Annotated in this window: 11 protein-coding genes; 9 read left to right on the top strand and 2 right to left on the bottom strand. The window is 68.8% G+C overall.

Features of this window, described 5'->3' with window-relative positions; translation table 11 throughout:
• The first annotated feature begins 1 nt into the window (after position 1).
• The 4 genes from IEY82_RS01005 to cydB all read left to right on the top strand — a co-directional run bounded on the left by IEY82_RS01005 (position 2) and on the right by cydB (position 8,864).
• The gene (locus IEY82_RS01005; protein ID WP_189122016.1) at positions 2-3,964 is read left to right on the top strand and encodes a HAMP domain-containing hybrid sensor histidine kinase/response regulator; all 3,963 of its coding nucleotides are present in this window, start codon (positions 2-4) and stop codon (positions 3,962-3,964) included.
• Between the two features lie 47 nt (positions 3,965-4,011).
• Positions 4,012-6,387, top strand: coding sequence for a SpoIIE family protein phosphatase (locus IEY82_RS01000; protein WP_189122015.1), 2,376 nt, complete (start codon positions 4,012-4,014; stop codon positions 6,385-6,387).
• Positions 6,388-6,482: 95 nt separating this feature from the next.
• Positions 6,483-7,862 (top strand): cytochrome ubiquinol oxidase subunit I, encoded by a 1,380-nt coding sequence (locus IEY82_RS00995; protein WP_189122014.1) that lies wholly within the window; start codon positions 6,483-6,485, stop codon positions 7,860-7,862.
• 18 nt (positions 7,863-7,880) lie between these two features.
• Positions 7,881-8,864, top strand: coding sequence for a cytochrome d ubiquinol oxidase subunit II (gene cydB, locus IEY82_RS00990; protein WP_189122013.1), 984 nt, complete (start codon positions 7,881-7,883; stop codon positions 8,862-8,864).
• Positions 8,865-8,879: 15 nt separating this feature from the next.
• On the opposite strand, the gene IEY82_RS00985 is transcribed toward cydB, so the two are convergent.
• Positions 8,880-9,947: a trypsin-like serine peptidase gene (locus IEY82_RS00985; protein WP_189122012.1), complete on the bottom strand. Its 1,068-nt coding sequence runs from the start codon at positions 9,945-9,947 to the stop codon at positions 8,880-8,882.
• Positions 9,948-10,117: 170 nt separating this feature from the next.
• Entirely contained in the window at positions 10,118-10,396 is a 279-nt protein-coding gene (locus tag IEY82_RS00980; protein ID WP_189122011.1) for a MafI2 family immunity protein, read from the bottom strand.
• Positions 10,397-10,971: 575 nt separating this feature from the next.
• On the opposite strand from IEY82_RS00980, the gene IEY82_RS00975 reads away from it, so the two are divergent.
• From IEY82_RS00975 to IEY82_RS38815, 5 genes are all read left to right on the top strand, one after another.
• Complete coding sequence (locus tag IEY82_RS00975; protein ID WP_225261930.1) at positions 10,972-12,495, top strand: FGGY family carbohydrate kinase; 1,524 nt, start codon at positions 10,972-10,974, stop codon at positions 12,493-12,495.
• A complete protein-coding gene (locus IEY82_RS00970; protein WP_189122010.1) occupies positions 12,492-13,298 on the top strand; it encodes an SDR family NAD(P)-dependent oxidoreductase in 807 nt (268 codons plus the stop codon). Before IEY82_RS00975 ends, IEY82_RS00970 begins: the two co-directional genes overlap by 4 nt.
• A 48-nt stretch (positions 13,299-13,346) precedes the next feature.
• Positions 13,347-14,366 (top strand): ABC transporter permease, encoded by a 1,020-nt coding sequence (locus IEY82_RS00965; RefSeq protein WP_225261929.1) that lies wholly within the window; start codon positions 13,347-13,349, stop codon positions 14,364-14,366.
• A 62-nt stretch (positions 14,367-14,428) separates the two neighbouring features.
• Entirely contained in the window at positions 14,429-15,385 is a 957-nt protein-coding gene (locus IEY82_RS00960; RefSeq protein WP_189122008.1) for a substrate-binding domain-containing protein, read from the top strand.
• Positions 15,385-15,964 (top strand): ATP-binding cassette domain-containing protein (locus tag IEY82_RS38815; protein WP_229697513.1); only part of this gene is annotated, 580 nt, incomplete at its 3' end. The genes IEY82_RS00960 and IEY82_RS38815, both read left to right, overlap by 1 nt.

Raw genomic sequence — 15,964 nt, 5'->3', positions numbered from 1 at the left:
CATGGCTGACAGCGCACGTTCCACCCCCAACGGCACCGGGGTCGGTGAGGCGGAGCTGCGGCAGCTGCTGGCCGGGCTGACGGCGGTCCGCGACGGAGACTTCCGGACGCGGCTGCCGGCCGACGCCGACGGACTGCTGGGCGAGATCGCGTCCGTGTTCAACGGGATGGTCGACCAGCTGTCGCTGTTCACCTCCGAGGTCACCCGCGTCGCGCGCGAGGTGGGCACCGAGGGTCAGCTCGGCGGCCAGGCCGACGTGCCGTCGGTGTCGGGCACCTGGAAGGACCTGACCGAGTCGGTCAACGCCATGGCGGGCAACCTGACCGGCCAGGTGCGCAGCATCGCCCAGGTGACCACGGCGGTGGCCAAGGGCGACCTGTCGCAGAAGATCACCGTGGACGCGCGGGGCGAGATCCTGGAGCTGAAGAACACCGTCAACACGATGGTCGACCAGCTCTCCTCGTTCGCCGCCGAGGTCACCCGGGTGGCCCGCGAGGTGGGCACCGAGGGTCAGCTCGGCGGCCAGGCCGACGTCAAGGGCGTGGCGGGCACCTGGCGCGACCTCACCGACTCGGTGAACTTCATGGCCAGCAACCTGACCGGCCAGGTGCGCAACATCTCGCAGGTGGCGACCGCGGTGGCCAAGGGCGACCTGTCGCAGAAGATCACCGTCTCGGCGCGGGGCGAGATCCTGGAGCTGAAGAACACCCTGAACACCATGGTCGACCAGCTGTCGTCGTTCGCCGACGAGGTGACCAGGGTGGCCCGCGAGGTGGGCACCGACGGGCGGCTCGGCGGCCAGGCCGACGTCAAGGGCGTCTCCGGCACCTGGAAGGCGCTGACGGAGTCGGTGAACGTCATGGCCGACAACCTCACCGCCCAGGTGCGCAGCATCGCCCAGGTCACCACGGCCGTCGCCAAGGGCGACCTGACGCAGAAGATCCGGGTCGACGCGCGCGGCGAGATCATGGAGCTGAAGGAGACCATCAACACGATGGTCGACCAGCTCTCGGCGTTCGCCGACGAGGTGACCAGGGTCGCCCGCGAGGTGGGCACCGAGGGCAACCTGGGCGGCCAGGCCACGGTCCGGGGCGTGTCCGGCACCTGGAAGAACCTCACCGACAACGTCAACTCGATGGCCGACAACCTGACCAACCAGGTGCGCAGCATCGCCCAGGTCACCACGGCCGTCGCCAAGGGCGACCTGACCCGCAAGATCGACGTCGACGCGCGCGGCGAGATCCTGGAGCTGAAGACCACGATCAACACGATGGTCGACCAGCTCTCCTCGTTCGCCGCCGAGGTGACCCGCGTGGCGCGCGAGGTGGGCAGCGAGGGCAGGCTGGGCGGCCAGGCCGAGGTCGAGGGCGTCTCCGGCACCTGGAAGCGGCTCACGGAGAACGTCAACGAGCTGGCCGGCAACCTCACCCGCCAGGTCCGCGCCATCGCCAAGGTGACCAGCGCCGTCACCTCCGGCGACCTGACCCGCTCCATCACGGTGGACGCCGAGGGCGAGCTGGCCGACCTCAAGGACAACATCAACTCGATGGTCAAGTCGCTGCGCGAGACCACCCTGGCCAACGAGGAACAGGACTGGCTGAAGTCCAATCTGGCCCGCATCTCGGGGCTGATGCAGGGGCACCGCGACCTGGCCACCGTCGCCGAGCTGGTGCTCAACGACCTGGCGCCGCTGGTCTCCGCGCAGTACGGAGCGTTCTTCCTGGCCGAGGAGTCGGAGCTGGAGCTGATCAGCGCCTACGGCTACCCCGCCGACCCCGACCGGCCCACCCGGTTCAGGATGGGCGAGACGCTCGTGGGCCAGGCCGCCCGCAGCCACCAGACCATCGCGATGACCGACATCCCGGCCGGCTACATCACGGTCGCCTCCGGCCTCGGCCGCACCCAGCCCGCCTCGGTCGTCGTGCTGCCGATCGTGGTCGAGGAGCAGGTGCTCGGGGTGATCGAGCTGGCCTCGGTGTACGTGTTCACGCCGGTGCACCGGGCGTTCCTGGACCAGCTGATGGAGACCATCGGGGTCAACCTCAACACGATCGTCGCCAACGCGCGTACCGACGAGCTGCTGGTCGAGTCGCAGCGGCTGACCGCCGAGCTGCAGGCCCGCTCCGAGGAGCTGCAGAACCAGCAGGAGGAGCTGCAGCACTCCAACGCCGAGCTGGAGGAGAAGGCCAGGCTGCTGGCCAGCCAGAACCAGGACATCGAGGCCAAGAACCTGGAGATAGAGCAGGCCCGCCAGGAGCTGGAGGACCGCGCGCAGCAGCTCTCGATCGCCTCCAAGTACAAGAGCGAGTTCCTCGCCAACATGAGCCACGAGCTGCGCACCCCGCTCAACTCGCTGCTCATCCTGGCCCAGCTGCTCGCCCAGAACCACACCCGCAACCTCACCCCGAAGCAGGTCGAGTACGCCGGCATCATCCACTCGGCCGGCTCCGACCTGCTGCAGCTGATCAACGACATCCTCGACCTGTCCAAGGTCGAGGCCGGCAAGATGGACATCAACCCCGAACGGGTGTCGCTGCGCCACCTGCTGGAGTACGTCGAGGCCACCTTCCAGCCGATGACCACGCAGAAGAACCTCGACTTCCGCATCACCACCGCGAGCGGCGTCCCGGTCGACGTGGTCACCGACGACTCGCGGCTGCGGCAGGTGCTGCGCAACCTGCTGTCCAACGCGGTCAAGTTCACCGAGACGGGCAGCGTCGAGCTGCGCATCGAGCCGGCCGCCCTGTCCGAGCTGCCGGTGTCCGTACGCCCGCACGGCGCGGCCGTCGCCTTCCGGGTGATCGACACCGGCATCGGCATCCCCGAGCAGCAACTCGAAGTGATCTTCGGGGCGTTCCAGCAGGCCGACGGCACCACCAGCCGCAAGTACGGCGGCACCGGCCTGGGGCTGTCGATCAGCCGCGAGATCGCCTACCTGCTGGGCGGCGCCATCACCGCGCGGAGCACGCCGGGCCAGGGCAGCGAGTTCACCCTGTACCTGCCCATCGCGCGGCCCGACTTCGCGGAGGGCTCCACCAAGCCCGCCACCGCCGAGTCCGCCGACACGGCGGACGGGCAGGACGAGACGCACGAGCCCGCCCCGCCACGGCCGGCGCCGCAGCAGCGGCGGCTGCTGGTGATCGAGCACCGGCCCCGCGGGCTGCTGTCGCTGGTCGCCGAGAGCGTGGTGACGGAGCTGTCGCCCGACCGGGACAAGTCCATCGAGATCGTCACCGCGGAGGGAGAGGAGGCGGCCGCCACGCTGGCCGCCGAGCCGTGCCACTGCATCGTGCTCGACCTGGACATGCCCGAGCAGGCGGCCTACCGGCTGCTGGAGGCGATGGACGGCGATCCGGCGCTGCGCACGGTGCCGGTGCTCGCCTACCACAACCGGCGGGCGCACCCGCAGTACGAGGCCGATTTGCAGGCACGGGCCGCGAGCCAGCCGCTCGAACTGCTCTCCGGCCTGGACGAGCTGCGCGAGCGCATCGCGCTGCACCTGTCGGCCGACCAGCCGGGCGACGTCCTGCCGCTGCTCAGGGCCGAGAGCGTCGAGGTGGCGGCTCCGGAGGCCGAGGTCGACGGGTCACTCACCGGGCGTACGGTGCTGGTCGTCGACGACGACGCGCGCAACCTGTTCGCGATCACCAGCATGCTGGAGATCCACGGGCTGCGCGTACGGCACGCCGAGAACGGCCGTATGGGCATAGACGCGCTCCTCGCGCACCCGGACATCGACCTGGTGCTGATGGACGTGATGATGCCGGAGATGGACGGCTACACCGCGACCATGAAGATCCGCGAGATGCCCGAGTACGCGGATCTGCCGATCATCACGGTCACCGCCAAGGCCATGCCCGGAGACCAGGAGAAGAGCCTGGCCGCGGGAGCCAGCGACTACGTGACCAAACCCGTCGACGCCGACCAGCTCATCACCTGCATCCGTCACTGGATGAGCGCGTAGTCCGGGATGTCACAGGTCGCCGTATCGCCCGCGAGGAGCCGCACACCGTGAACATCCCTCAGCAGCCGGTGGACTCCGCGCTGCTCGCGTACCAGCTCACCGAGGCGCCGGCCGACACCAACGTCAGCCGGCTCGCGGCCACCATCCAGCGGCTGCGCAGGGAGATCGAGGAGGCCCAGCACGCCGCCGAGGGCCGCGCCCTGATCGAGCTCGCCAAGGGCGTGCTCATCGAGCGGCTGCGCTGCGGCGTCGCCAAGGCCGCCCAGCAGCTCGCCACGCTGGCCGAGCAGGCCGGGGTGACGCAGCTCGAACTGGCCGCCGACATCATCAACCAGGCCGCCCAGGACCGCATCAGCGAGGTGGTGCGCGAGTTCCTGACCGCCGCCGAGGCCGGGACCGCGACGCCCGGGGCGTCGGACGTGGCGATCCGGCTGCGGGCCGCCGAGAGCGGCGCGCTGAAGGCGCCCGACACGCAGGCGGTCGCGGAGTCCCTGCTGGAGCACGCCCTGGCGCCGCTCGGCGCGACCGCCGTCGCCGTGTGGGAGGCCGGGCCGGACGCCTCGTTCACGCTGGTGGGCTACGCGGGCTTCAGCGAGGAGGAGGCCCGGCGGTGGCGGTACGTGCCGCCGGGCGTGGTCACGCCGGCCCGTCGCGCGCTGGTGGAGCGGCAGGCCGTGTGGATGGAGGGGATCGGCGACGGTGGTCTGCCCTCGATCGGGCAGCGCGAGACCGCCGGCGGCCGGGTCACCGTGCCGGCGGGCACCGGCGGGCGGGTGATGGGCGTCCTGGAGATCGCCTGGCCGCACCCGCTGCCGCCCCAGCCGCCGCAGATCCGCAAGCAGATCGAGGCGCTCGCGGAGCTGTGCGCGCACACCCTCGACACGCCCATGCGGCAGGAGCACGAGCCGCGCGTCCTGCCCGAGCTCATCGACCTGGCCGACGCGCTGCCCGACCCGGCGCTGGTGCTCCGCCCGCACCTCGACGCCGACGGCCGGCTCACCGACTTCCGGGTCCACCACACCAACAGCCACTTCGTCGACCCGGCCGGCCGGCCGCGCAGCGTCGTCACCGGCTCGCTGCTGCTGGAGGCGTATCCGCTGGCCGCCGTGGACGACGGCCTGTTCACCAAGATCGAGTACGTGCACGCCACCGGTGAGCCGTTCCGCTCGGAGCAGATGATGCTCACCGCGCTGGTCGACCAGGTGCCGCTGCCGAGCGTCGCCGGCATCAGCATCACCCGGCACGGCGACAACGTGCTGCTCATCTGGCGTATCCAGGACGAGGCCGCCAGGCTGGCCAGCATCCTGCAGCACGCGCAGCGCCTGGGCCGGATCGGCGGGTTCGAGGAGAACACGCTGACCGGAGAGATCACCTGGAACGGCCAGCTCTACGCTCTGTACGGCATGGAGAGCGGCGAGCAGCCCATCCCGCTCGACCGGCTCGCCGACCACGCCCACCCGGACGACGGAGTGGCCATCGGCCGGTTCCTGGCGACGGTGCTGCACCACCGGCGATCGGCCTCCACCGCGTTCCGGCTCCAGCGGCCCGACGGCATCACCCGGCAGATCAGGGTCGTCGCCGAGCCCGTCTTCGACGCCGACAACCGGCTGGTCGCCGTTCGAGGCGCGTACCAGGACATCTCCTCCCAGCACTGGACGGAGGTCGCGCTCGCCGCCACCCGGGACCAGCTCGCCGAGACCGAGCAGCAGGTCGCCGAGCAGAACCGGCTGGCCCTCCGGCTCCAGCACGCGATCATGCCCGCGAGCCGGGAGCCGATCGAGATCTCCGGCCTGAACATCGCCGTCCGCTACCGCCCCGCCGAGAAGGAACACCTCGTCGGCGGCGACTGGTACGACGTCGTCATGCTGCCCTCGAAGCAGATCCTGATCTCGGTCGGCGACGTGGCCGGACACGGCATCAAGGCCGCCACGGTCATGGTCGTGCTGCGCAACGCGCTGCGCGGACTGGCCGTCACCGGCGCCGGGCCGGCCCAGCTCATGACCTGGCTCAACCTGGTGGCGCACTACCTGACCGACACCGTGACGGCCACCGCGATCCTCGGCCTGTACGACCCCGAGACCCGCGTCCTGCGCTGGGCACGGGCCGGCCACCTGCCGCCCATCCTGGTCAGGCAGGGCGACGCGGAGGAGCTCGACCTGCTGCGCGGGATCCTGCTGGGCGCCATCTCCGAGAGCGACTACGTGGAGGGCGAGATCCAGCTGACGCCGGGCGACATCCTCCTGATGTACACCGACGGCCTCATCGAACGCCGTGACCAGGCCCTCCAGCACTCGCAGGAGCAGCTCCTGCACACGGCACGCCATTCGACCGAGACGCTGGAACGCCGCCTCGACTACCTGCTCACGCACAACAACTCCGACACCGACGACGACACCTGCATCGTCGGCATCCAGCTCCACTGACCGGGCTCGACCTGGGTGACTCTTGCCTGGTGCGGGGCTCGCCCACCAGCGTGTCATGACAATACGTGCGTGATCAGACACATAGAGTCGGCGGCATGGATCCCTTGGACCTCGCGCGCTGGCAGTTCGGGATCACCACGGTCTACCACTTCCTGTTCGTGCCGGTCACGATCGGGTTGTCGCTGCTGGTGGCCATCCTGAACACCGTCTGGGTGCGTACGGGCAAGGTGGCCTACCTGCGCGCCACCAAGTTCTGGGGCACCCTCTTCCTGATCAATTTCGCCATGGGCGTGGTGACGGGGATCGTGCAGGAGTTCCAGTTCGGCATGAACTGGAGTTCCTACTCCAGGTTCGTCGGCGACATCTTCGGCGCCCCGCTCGCCCTGGAGGCGCTGCTGGCGTTCTTCCTGGAGTCGACGTTTCTCGGCCTGTGGCTCTTCGGCTGGAATCGGCTGCCGAAACTGGTCCATCTGGCCTGCATCTGGCTGGTCGCGATCGGCACGACGTTGTCCGCCTACTTCATCCTGGCCGCCAACTCGTTCATGCAGTGGCCGGTCGGCTTCAAGGTCGACGGGCGGGCCGAGCTGGTCGACTTCGGCGAGGTGCTGACCAACAAGGTGCTGCTGGCCGCCTTCCCGCACACGATCGTCGGCAGCTGGCTGTCCGGCGGGGCGATCCTCATGGCGGTCTCCGCCTGGCATGTCGCCAGGAAGAGAGACCTCGACGTCTTCCGCCCCTGCCTCCGGCTCGGCGCGGTCGTCGTGGTGCTGGGCGCCTTCGGCACCCTCGTCACCGGCGACGTCCTCGGCAAGGTGATGACCCAGACCCAGCCGATGAAGATGGCCGCCGCCGAGGCGCTCTACCAGACCGAGCAACCGGCGCCGTTCTCGCTGTTCACCATCGGCACCCTCTCCGGCACCGAGCCGGTCTTCCAGGTGACGATCCCGGGCGTGCTGTCGCAGCTGGCCACGGGCTCGTTCGACGGCAAGGTCCACGGCATCAACGACATCCAGGCCGAGTACCAGAAGAGGTTCGGCCCCGGCGACTACCGCCCCTTCATCCCGGTCGCCTACTGGGGGTTCCGGCTGATGATCGGCTTCGGGATGCTCGCGGCGCTGGTGGCGCTCGCGGTGCTCTGGCTGACCCGTAAGGGAGGGATCCGCGGCAGCGGCTGGATGTGGAGCGTCGCCGTCTGGTCGGTCGCGCTGCCCTTCCTCGCCCACAGCTTCGGCTGGATCTTCACCGAGATGGCCAGGCAGCCGTGGATCGTGTTCAGCCAGATGAAGACCGCCGACGGCGTCTCGCCCAGTGTCGGCGGCGGCACCGTGCTCACCTCGCTGATCGTCTTCACGGCCCTGTACGGCGCGCTGGCCCTGGTGGAGCTCGGCCTCATGATCAAGTACGGCCGCAAGACCCCGCCGTCCCCCGAAGACGAGGAGCCGGGCGAGTCCGGCCAGGAGTCGTTCGCCTACTAGGCCCCATCGGGAGAGATCATGGAGCTCACCACCGTCTGGTTCGTGGCGATCGCCGTCCTGTGGCTCGGTTACTTCGTCCTGGAAGGCTTCGACTACGGCGTCGGCGTGCTGCTGCCCGTCGTGGGCAGGAACGACGCCGAACGCCAGACGATGCTCAACACCATCGGCCCCGTCTGGGACGCCAACGAGGTGTGGCTGATCACCGCCGGAGGCGCCACGTTCGCCGCCTTCCCTGAGTGGTACGCCTCGCTGTTCAGCGGCTTCTACATTCCGCTGCTGCTGATCCTGCTGGCGCTGATCGTGCGCGGGGTGGGGATCGAGTACCGCACCAAGCACGATGACAAGAGGTGGGAACGGCGCTGGGACGCGGCCATCGTCGTGGGCTCGTTCGTGCCCGCGCTGCTGTGGGGGGTCGCGTTCGCCAACCTCGTGCGAGGGGTGAAGCTCGACTCCCGGCACGAGTACGTCGGCACGTTCTGGGACCTGCTCAACCCCTACGCGCTGCTCGGCGGGCTGGCCACGCTGACGCTGTCGGTCACGCACGGCGCGGTGTTCCTGGCGCTGAAGACCAAGGGCGACATCAGCCGGCGGGCGGCGGCCGTGGGCCTGAAGGCGGGCGCGGTCGCCGCGGTCGCCGGGGCGGCCTTCCTGGTCTGGACCCAGCTCACCAGAGGCGACCTCGTCACCTGGATCCTGGGCGCCGTCGTCGCCCTCTCCTTCGTGCTCGGACTCGGCGCCCTGGCCAGGCGACGGCAGGGCTGGGCGTTCCTGCTCTCGGCGGTCGCCATCGGCATGACCGTGATCTGGCTGTTCACGGTCATGTATCCCAACGTCATGCCCTCGACGATCAACCCGGCCTACAGCCTGACCGTCGAGAACGCCGCGGCCACGGACAAGACGCTCGGCATCATGACCTGGGTCGCGGTGTTCTTCCTGCCGCTGGTGCTGATCTATCAGGGCTGGACCTACTGGGTCTTCCGCCACCGGATCAGCACCAGCTGACGCCACCCGGGAGGGTCAGAGCGCGTTGGTGCGCTGCGCGGCCTGGTAGACGGCCATCGCCTCGTCGCCGAAGAAGGGGCCGAACATGAAGTCGGGGGCGAAGTTGTACTTGAAGCTGTTGACGGAGTTGAGCCAGCCGAGCCCGGTGGACTCGTCGAACCCCTGGAACCAGGGGCCGCCGCTCGACCCGCCGGTCATGTTGCACCGTAATCCCAGGTCCCTGGTCATGACGGTGTCGTCGAACGCGCGCCCGCTGCAGTAGATCAGCGCCGAGCCGTCGAAGGGCGCCGCCGCCGGATAGCCGAAGGAGAACATCTGCCGCTGCCTGGGCTGGTTGAACGCCACCCCCTGCCCGCCCACGACATCGGTCAGCGTCCGGCCCTGCAGGGGCGCGACCACGGCGGCGGCGACGTCGAAGTTGATGTCCTCGCGAACGTTCCACTGCTGGGTGGTCAGCAGCCTGCTGGCCACCCAGGTGCCGAACGGACGCCGGCCGTTGTCGAAGCCCGGGACGAACACCCAGTTGCGGTGGAAGGCGCCGTTCAGCTTCACACAGTGCCCGGCGGTCATCACGACGCTCTCGTTGGCACTGGTCACGGCCGTTCCGGAACAGGAGGAGTTGCGGCCCTGCGCGGTGGTGAAGAAGACCCGTCCGGCGGTGCGCACGACGGCCCCGCCGTCGGTCCAGCGCAGGCCGGGACTGTTGGGCACCACGGCCTGTCGCTGAACGGTGCCGGCCGCCTGCCGGGTGGTGACGGCCGAGGAGCGGCGGATCGTCCACGGCGTGCCCTGGCCCGTGCCCGCCGAGCCGCCCCGGGTCGCCCACGGAGTGCCCTGGGTCGGCGTGTTCGACCGGGTCGCGCGCCGGGGCGCGGGCGCGGCCAGCGGCTGCGCCGCCAGCATGCGCCGTGGAGTCCAGTACGACAGCACGGTCCTGCGCTCCGACCAGGAGTCCGCGGCCGACCACCTGGCGGGCGTGGGGTCGAGCCCGTTCCCTGCCCTGGCCTGGGCGGCGCCCGTGGAGACCAGGGCGCCTGCCACGGCGACCGTGACAGCGGAGAGCAGGGCGACACTGCGGTGCATGACGTACCTCCCGAAGACCGGAATCTGCTATCGGGAGGTACGTACGGCGATGTCCATCTTCCTCAAGCCATGACCGTTTGGGTATGACGCCAATACGGAAAGATGTCACCACGCCACTGCTGGTCATGTCCAGGTGTCCGATGGCCGAACAGGGGGCCGACCCTACGCATTCAACCTGTGTACTTCGCCCAATAAACCATTCGACCATACGCATTCAACATCGTCGGATCAGGCGTTCCCTCATGGACTTCAGGCTCGATGAGCGGATGTTCATCAGAGAACATGGCGTCCAGTTCGAAGACCACCTGATCGATGTCATCGTCAAGCTCGCTCGTTCGGCGACGAACCCAGAAGGTCAATACAAAGCGGTCCTTCTCCACGCGGACGGCCACTGCGATCACATCCGAGGAAATGAGGCCCAGCAGTGCCTGCACGGCATGCAGAGCCATCTCATTCTCTCGCTGAAGATCCTCTGGGCTCGTCAAGGGGGCCCCGGCTGAGGGTTCATCGGCACCACGTCCGGGCTCTTCGTGGCCTCGATCACACATGGAACAAATGGATGCGGCGGCACGTGGAGCACACGAAACAGGTCGCGTCACGATCAGCCCAGTCAAGGTTGAAGAATTTCATGCTCATGATGCTAGACACGTTCTCATCTGGTGCGTGATCAGCTGTGCTCCGCCCCATCTGGTGACTGTCCGGGCCCACTGCGAAATCGCCGAAGACCAAGAACAAAGACGTGTGCGGTGCCGCGCGGACACGATCATCCTGTCATCCTATGATCGGCAAAATCGGCAGGTCAGAGGCGTGCGCGGACCGGGGCGGCTCTTCTCACTCCCTCTCGTTCCAGAGGTGAGGTCTTTACCCGCGTGACTGTTGACACACTTATCCGCTCGCTGCCACGATGCAGTGACCAGTCATTCATTACTGAATAGATATGCAGCCTGTGTGTCTGGTCAGTGGCGACGTGCGTCGCCGGCTGCCCCTTCGCAGTTCGTGTGACATTCGGCAGGAGAAAACCATCGTGGCTGACGCCAGCATGCCCAGAGGTGTCCCCGCGGTCGCCGCCATCGATCAAGGGACGAGTTCCAGCAAGGCGGTCGTCGTGGGCGCCGACGGCAGGGTCCTCGGCAGGTCCTCGGTCGGCATCGGCCGGGCCGACCCCGCTCCCGGCTGGGTCGAGCAGGACGCGAACGAGATCCGGGAGAGCGTCCTCGCCGCGCTCGTGACCGTCCTGGACTCCGTGGACGTCGAACTCGTCGGCATCGGCCTGTCCAACCAGCGCGAGTCCGCCGTCATCTGGAGCCGTAGGACGGGCGAGCCCCTCGGCCCGGTCCTCGGCTGGCAGGACCGGCGCACAGCCGATCGGGTACGCCCGCTGGAGGAGTCCGGCTGGGCCGCCAGAATCCGCGCGAAGACGGGCCTCCCGCTCGACCCCATGTTCTCCGCGCTCAAGTACGAATGGCTGCTGGACCAGGTCGATCCCGACCGCGAGGCGGCCCGCCGGGGCGAGATCGCGCTCGGCACGATCGACTCCTGGCTGACCTGGACGCTGACCGGCGAGCACCGCATCGAGATCGGCAACGCCAGTCGCACCCAACTGCTCAACCTGGAGACGCTGACCTGGGACGGCGAGCTGCTCGACCTGTTCCGCATCCCGCCCGTCTGCCTGCCGCGCGTCTCCGCGTCGGCCGAGGCGACGGCGGCGCTCATCGACATCCCCGGCGTTCCCCGGGGCACGAGCATCCACGGAATCCTCGGCGACTCGCACGCCGCCCTGTACGCCCACGGGGTGCGTGCTCCCGGCCAGGTGAAGGCGACGTACGGCAGTGGCAGCTCGATCATGGGCCTCGCCGAGGTCGACGACCGGGCCGGCGCCCGCGTCCTGGACGGCCTGGTCACCACCATCGCGTGGGCCGACCCCGTGCCGGCCTTCGCCTTCGAGGGGACGATCCTGTCGACCGGCGCCACGCTGCTGTGGCTCGCCAAGATCCTCGGAGTCGACCCGGCCCAGCTCAGCACGCTCGCGCAGTCCGTCCCCGACACCCAGGGCGTCGATCTCGTACCGGCCTTCGCCGGTCTGGGCGCGCCCTGGTGGGACGAGTCGGCGGTGGGGCTGGTCAGCGGCTTCGGGCTGGGCACCGGCCCAGGACACCTGGCCCGCGCGGCGTTCGAGTCGGTGGCGTTGCAGACCGAGGACCTGTTCGCCGCGGTGGAAGAACGGCTCGGCACCCCGATCGACACGGTGCTCGCCGACGGCGGCCCCAGCCAGAACGACTGGCTCATGCAGGTGCAGGCCGATCTGAGCCAGCGGCGCGTGGTGCGCAGCAACATCGCCGAGCTCTCCGCCACCGGGGCCGCCCACCTGGCCGGCGTCAGTTGCGGGCTGTGGACGGCGGACGAGTGCCTTCGCCTTCCCCGGGACCGCTCGCCGTTCGACCCCCTGATGGAGAGATCCGACGCCGACGCCCGCCGTCAGACGTGGCGATCGGCGATCGAACGCTCCCGATTCCAGCCCGCCATTCCCAGAAAGCAGATCGACACATGAACGAACAGGCCTCGACCATCTTCGCCGGGCACTTCGCCGGCAAGAAGGTGCTGGTGACCGGCGCCGCCCACGGCATGGGACGCGCGATCTCCCGTGCCTTCGCCGAGGCGGGAGCCGCGGTGCTGCTGGTCGACCGCGATGATCAGGTGCACGAGACGGCGAAGCTGATGCGTGCCGACGGGCTCGACACGCGCGCGTGCACGGCGGACGTCACCGACGACGCGGCCGTCAAGGCGGCCGTCGCGGTGGCGGCCGAGGAGTGGGGGCGCATCGACGTCCTCATCAACAACGCGGGCGTGATCAGCGTCGAACGGCTCACCGACCTGACGACCGAGGAGTTCAAGCGCGTCCTCGACGTCAACACGGTCGGCCATTTCATCGTGGCGCGCGAGGCCGTCCCGCTGCTGCGCGAGGCCGGCGGCGGGGTGATCCTCAACGCCGCGAGCGCCCAGGCGAGGGAAGGCTTCATCTTCACTCCGCACTACGCGGCCAGCAGGTTCGGGGTCGTCGGCATGACGCAGTCCCTCGCCAAGGAGCTCGCCAAGGACGGCATCCGGGTCAACGCCTACTGCCCCGGCATCGTCATGACCGACATGTGGGGCTACCTGGACGGCGCCTGGGGATCCAAGCTCGGTGACTATCAGCCCGGCGAGCTCGTGGCCGAGTGGATCCGCGACATCCCCCTGCAGCGCCCCGCCACCGAGGCCGATGTGGCCAACCTCCTGCTCTTTCTCGCCTCCGACGCCGCCACCTACATAACCGGCCAGACGATCAACGTCGACGGCGGAATGTCGATGGACTGACATGGACCATCCGAACACCCGTACGCCCCCTTGGAGCCAGCAGTGGCCATGACCCAGAATCCCGCGAGCGCCGGCCCGCGCGCCGATGACGGCACACGGTCGCGGCGCGGCGCGGCCAAAGGCCTGGCGCGGATCTTCGACGGAGTGGGCGGCCCGTTCCTGGGCCTGGTCGTACTCGTCGTGATCATGGCGATCTTCGCCCCCAACTTCGCCAAACCCGTCAACCTGATCAACATCCTCGACCAGGTGACCGTGCTCGGGATCCTCGCGCTGGGCGCCACCGCGGTCATCATCACCGGCGGCATCGACCTGTCGGTCGGCGCCGTGTTCGCCCTGTCGGTGATGGTCCTCGGCTGGCTCTCCCATGACGGCGGACTGCCGCTGTGGATCGCGATGATCGCCTGTGTGGCGGTCGGCGGCCTGGCCGGGCTGGTCAACGGCCTCGCGGTCACACTCACGCGATTGCCGCCGTTCATCGCGACGCTTGCCATGATGTCGGTCGCCCGAGGTCTGGCCAACATGATCACGGACGGACGTCAGATCACCGGCTACCCCGAGTGGTTCTACTCGCTGGCGTCGACCCGATACGGCGGCTTCCTCTCGATCACGTTGATGGCACTGATCGTGCTCTACGTCATCGGGTGGGCCATCCTGAAATATCGGCCGAGCGGCCGCTCGGTCTACGCGGTCGGCGGCAACCCCGAAGTCGCCCGCCTGGCCGGCATCAAGGTCAAGGCCGTGACGACCTGGGTGTACGTCGTGGCCGGCCTCACCGCCGGACTCGCGGCCATCGTGCTGGCCAGCCGGCTCGACTCCTCCCAGCCCAGTGCGGGAGAAGGGCTCGAACTCGACGTCATCGCCGCCGTCGTCATCGGAGGCGCCAGCCTCGCGGGCGGGGTCGGCCGGATCACCGGCACGATCGTCGGCGTACTCATCGTCGGCGTGATGCACAACGGACTCAACCTGCTCGGCGTGTCGCCGTTTCTTCAGCAAGTCATCATCGGCGTCGTCATCGCCGCCGCCGTGTTCACCGACGTTCTCCGGCGCCGCAAGGAACGAAGCGCATGAGCGCCGGACGGCAAGAGATCTGGAACGTTCCCACGGGAATCATTGGGAGAGGAACCCCCCGCATGTACAAAGCACGCAGGCCCGTCAAGCTGTTCGTCGGGCTGATGACCGCCGCCCTGCTGTCCACGACGCTCGGCGCGTGCGCGTCGAGCACCAGCGCCGAAGAGGGCGAGATCACGATCGGTCTCGCGGTGCCCAACCAGCAGTCCCCCTTCTACGTGGCGATCCGCAAGTGGGTCGAGGACGAGGCCAAGCGCGAGAACGCGAAGGTCCTGATCGCGGACGCCAAGAACGACGCCGACGACCAGGTCAGCCAGGTCCAGGACTTCATCACCCGGGGAGTAGACGGCCTCATCTACATCCCGGCGGGCGCCGCCGCGGCGACGGTTCCGGTGCGTGCCGCGAAGTCGGCCGGCATCCCGGTCGTCACGGTCGACCGCAACCCCAAGGACGCCCCCGGCGACACGTTCATCGCCACCGACAGCGTCGCCGCCGCGCAGGAACTCGGCGAGTGGGTCGTGAAGAACGCCGAGGACAAGAGCAACCTCGCGATCATCCAGGGGCAGCTCGGCACCACGCCCGAGGAGGCGCGTGACGAGGGGTTCAAGAAGGGCATCGAGGGCAGCAAGATCAAGGAAGTCGCCCGGCAGGCTTCCAAGGCGTGGCTTCAGGACGAGGGCTACCAGATCACCACGGACCTCCTCCAGGCGCACCCGAACATCGACATCATCTTCGGACGGGCCGACGGGCTCGCGCTCGGCGCGGCCCAGGCCGCGCGCAACGCGGGCAGCAAGGACATGCTCGTCGTCGGATTCGACGGTGACCCCTCGGGCCTGGAGGCGGTGAAGAGCGGTCTGCTCGCCGCGACCGTCACCCAGCAGACGACGGCCATGGGCAAGCTCGCCGTCCAGTCGGCGCTCAAGCTGATCAAGAAGGAGCAGGTGCCCGCTGAGCAACTGCAGAAGGGCATCCTGACGACCAGCGAGAACGTCGATGAATACATTGCGAACCACCCGTGATGAACGAGCCCGCTCCGAGCCCGATTCTGACGGTTCGCGGCATCTCGAAGTCGTACCCGGGCACCACCGCGCTGAATGGAATCGACCTGGAGGCGCGGCCGGGTGAGGTGATCGCCCTTCTTGGTGAGAACGGCGCCGGAAAATCCACCCTGTCCGGTATCATCGCCGGTGCGATTCAGCCCACCACGGGCACCATGACCTGGCAAGGCCGACCGTATTCACCCGCGACGCCGCGCGATTCGATCATGCGGGGCATCGGCATGATTCATCAGGAGATGCGGCTGCTCCCCGACCTGACCGTGGCCGAGAACGTCGCGGTCGGCCGGTGGCCCACCCGGGCCGGGTTCCTCAGCGCGAAGACGATGCTCCGGCAGGCACGGGAGCAGCTGCGCAAGGTCGGGTTCACCGGCCGGATGAATCAGCCGGTCCGCGAGTTGAGCGTCGCGGGCCAGCAGCAGGTCGAGATCGCCAAGGCGCTCATGCTCGACGCCTCGCTGCTCATCCTCGACGAGCCGACCGCCGCACTCGGCGAGACGGAGACGACCGCGCTGTTCGAGTGCATTCGCTCGCTCAAGGAGC

The organism is Nonomuraea cavernae, assembly GCF_014646355.1.
GTDB lineage: Bacteria > Actinomycetota > Actinomycetes > Streptosporangiales > Streptosporangiaceae > Nonomuraea > Nonomuraea cavernae.
This window is presented reverse-complemented; position numbering and strand designations above follow the sequence as displayed.

Bases quoted from the DNA above. Each gene is read 5' to 3' on its own strand.
- IEY82_RS00980 (WP_189122011.1), bottom strand. From the start codon at position 10,396: ATGGCTCTGCATGCCGTGCAGGCACTGCTGGGCCTCATTTCCTCGGAT.
- IEY82_RS00960 (WP_189122008.1), top strand. From the start codon at position 14,429: ATGTACAAAGCACGCAGGCCCGTCAAGCTGTTCGTCGGGCTGATGACC.
- IEY82_RS00995 (WP_189122014.1), top strand. From the start codon at position 6,483: ATGGATCCCTTGGACCTCGCGCGCTGGCAGTTCGGGATCACCACGGTC.
- IEY82_RS00970 (WP_189122010.1), top strand. From the start codon at position 12,492: ATGAACGAACAGGCCTCGACCATCTTCGCCGGGCACTTCGCCGGCAAG.
- IEY82_RS01005 (WP_189122016.1), top strand. From the start codon at position 2: ATGGCTGACAGCGCACGTTCCACCCCCAACGGCACCGGGGTCGGTGAG.
- IEY82_RS00965 (WP_225261929.1), top strand. From the start codon at position 13,347: ATGACCCAGAATCCCGCGAGCGCCGGCCCGCGCGCCGATGACGGCACA.
- cydB (WP_189122013.1), top strand. From the start codon at position 7,881: ATGGAGCTCACCACCGTCTGGTTCGTGGCGATCGCCGTCCTGTGGCTC.
- IEY82_RS00985 (WP_189122012.1), bottom strand. From the start codon at position 9,947: ATGCACCGCAGTGTCGCCCTGCTCTCCGCTGTCACGGTCGCCGTGGCA.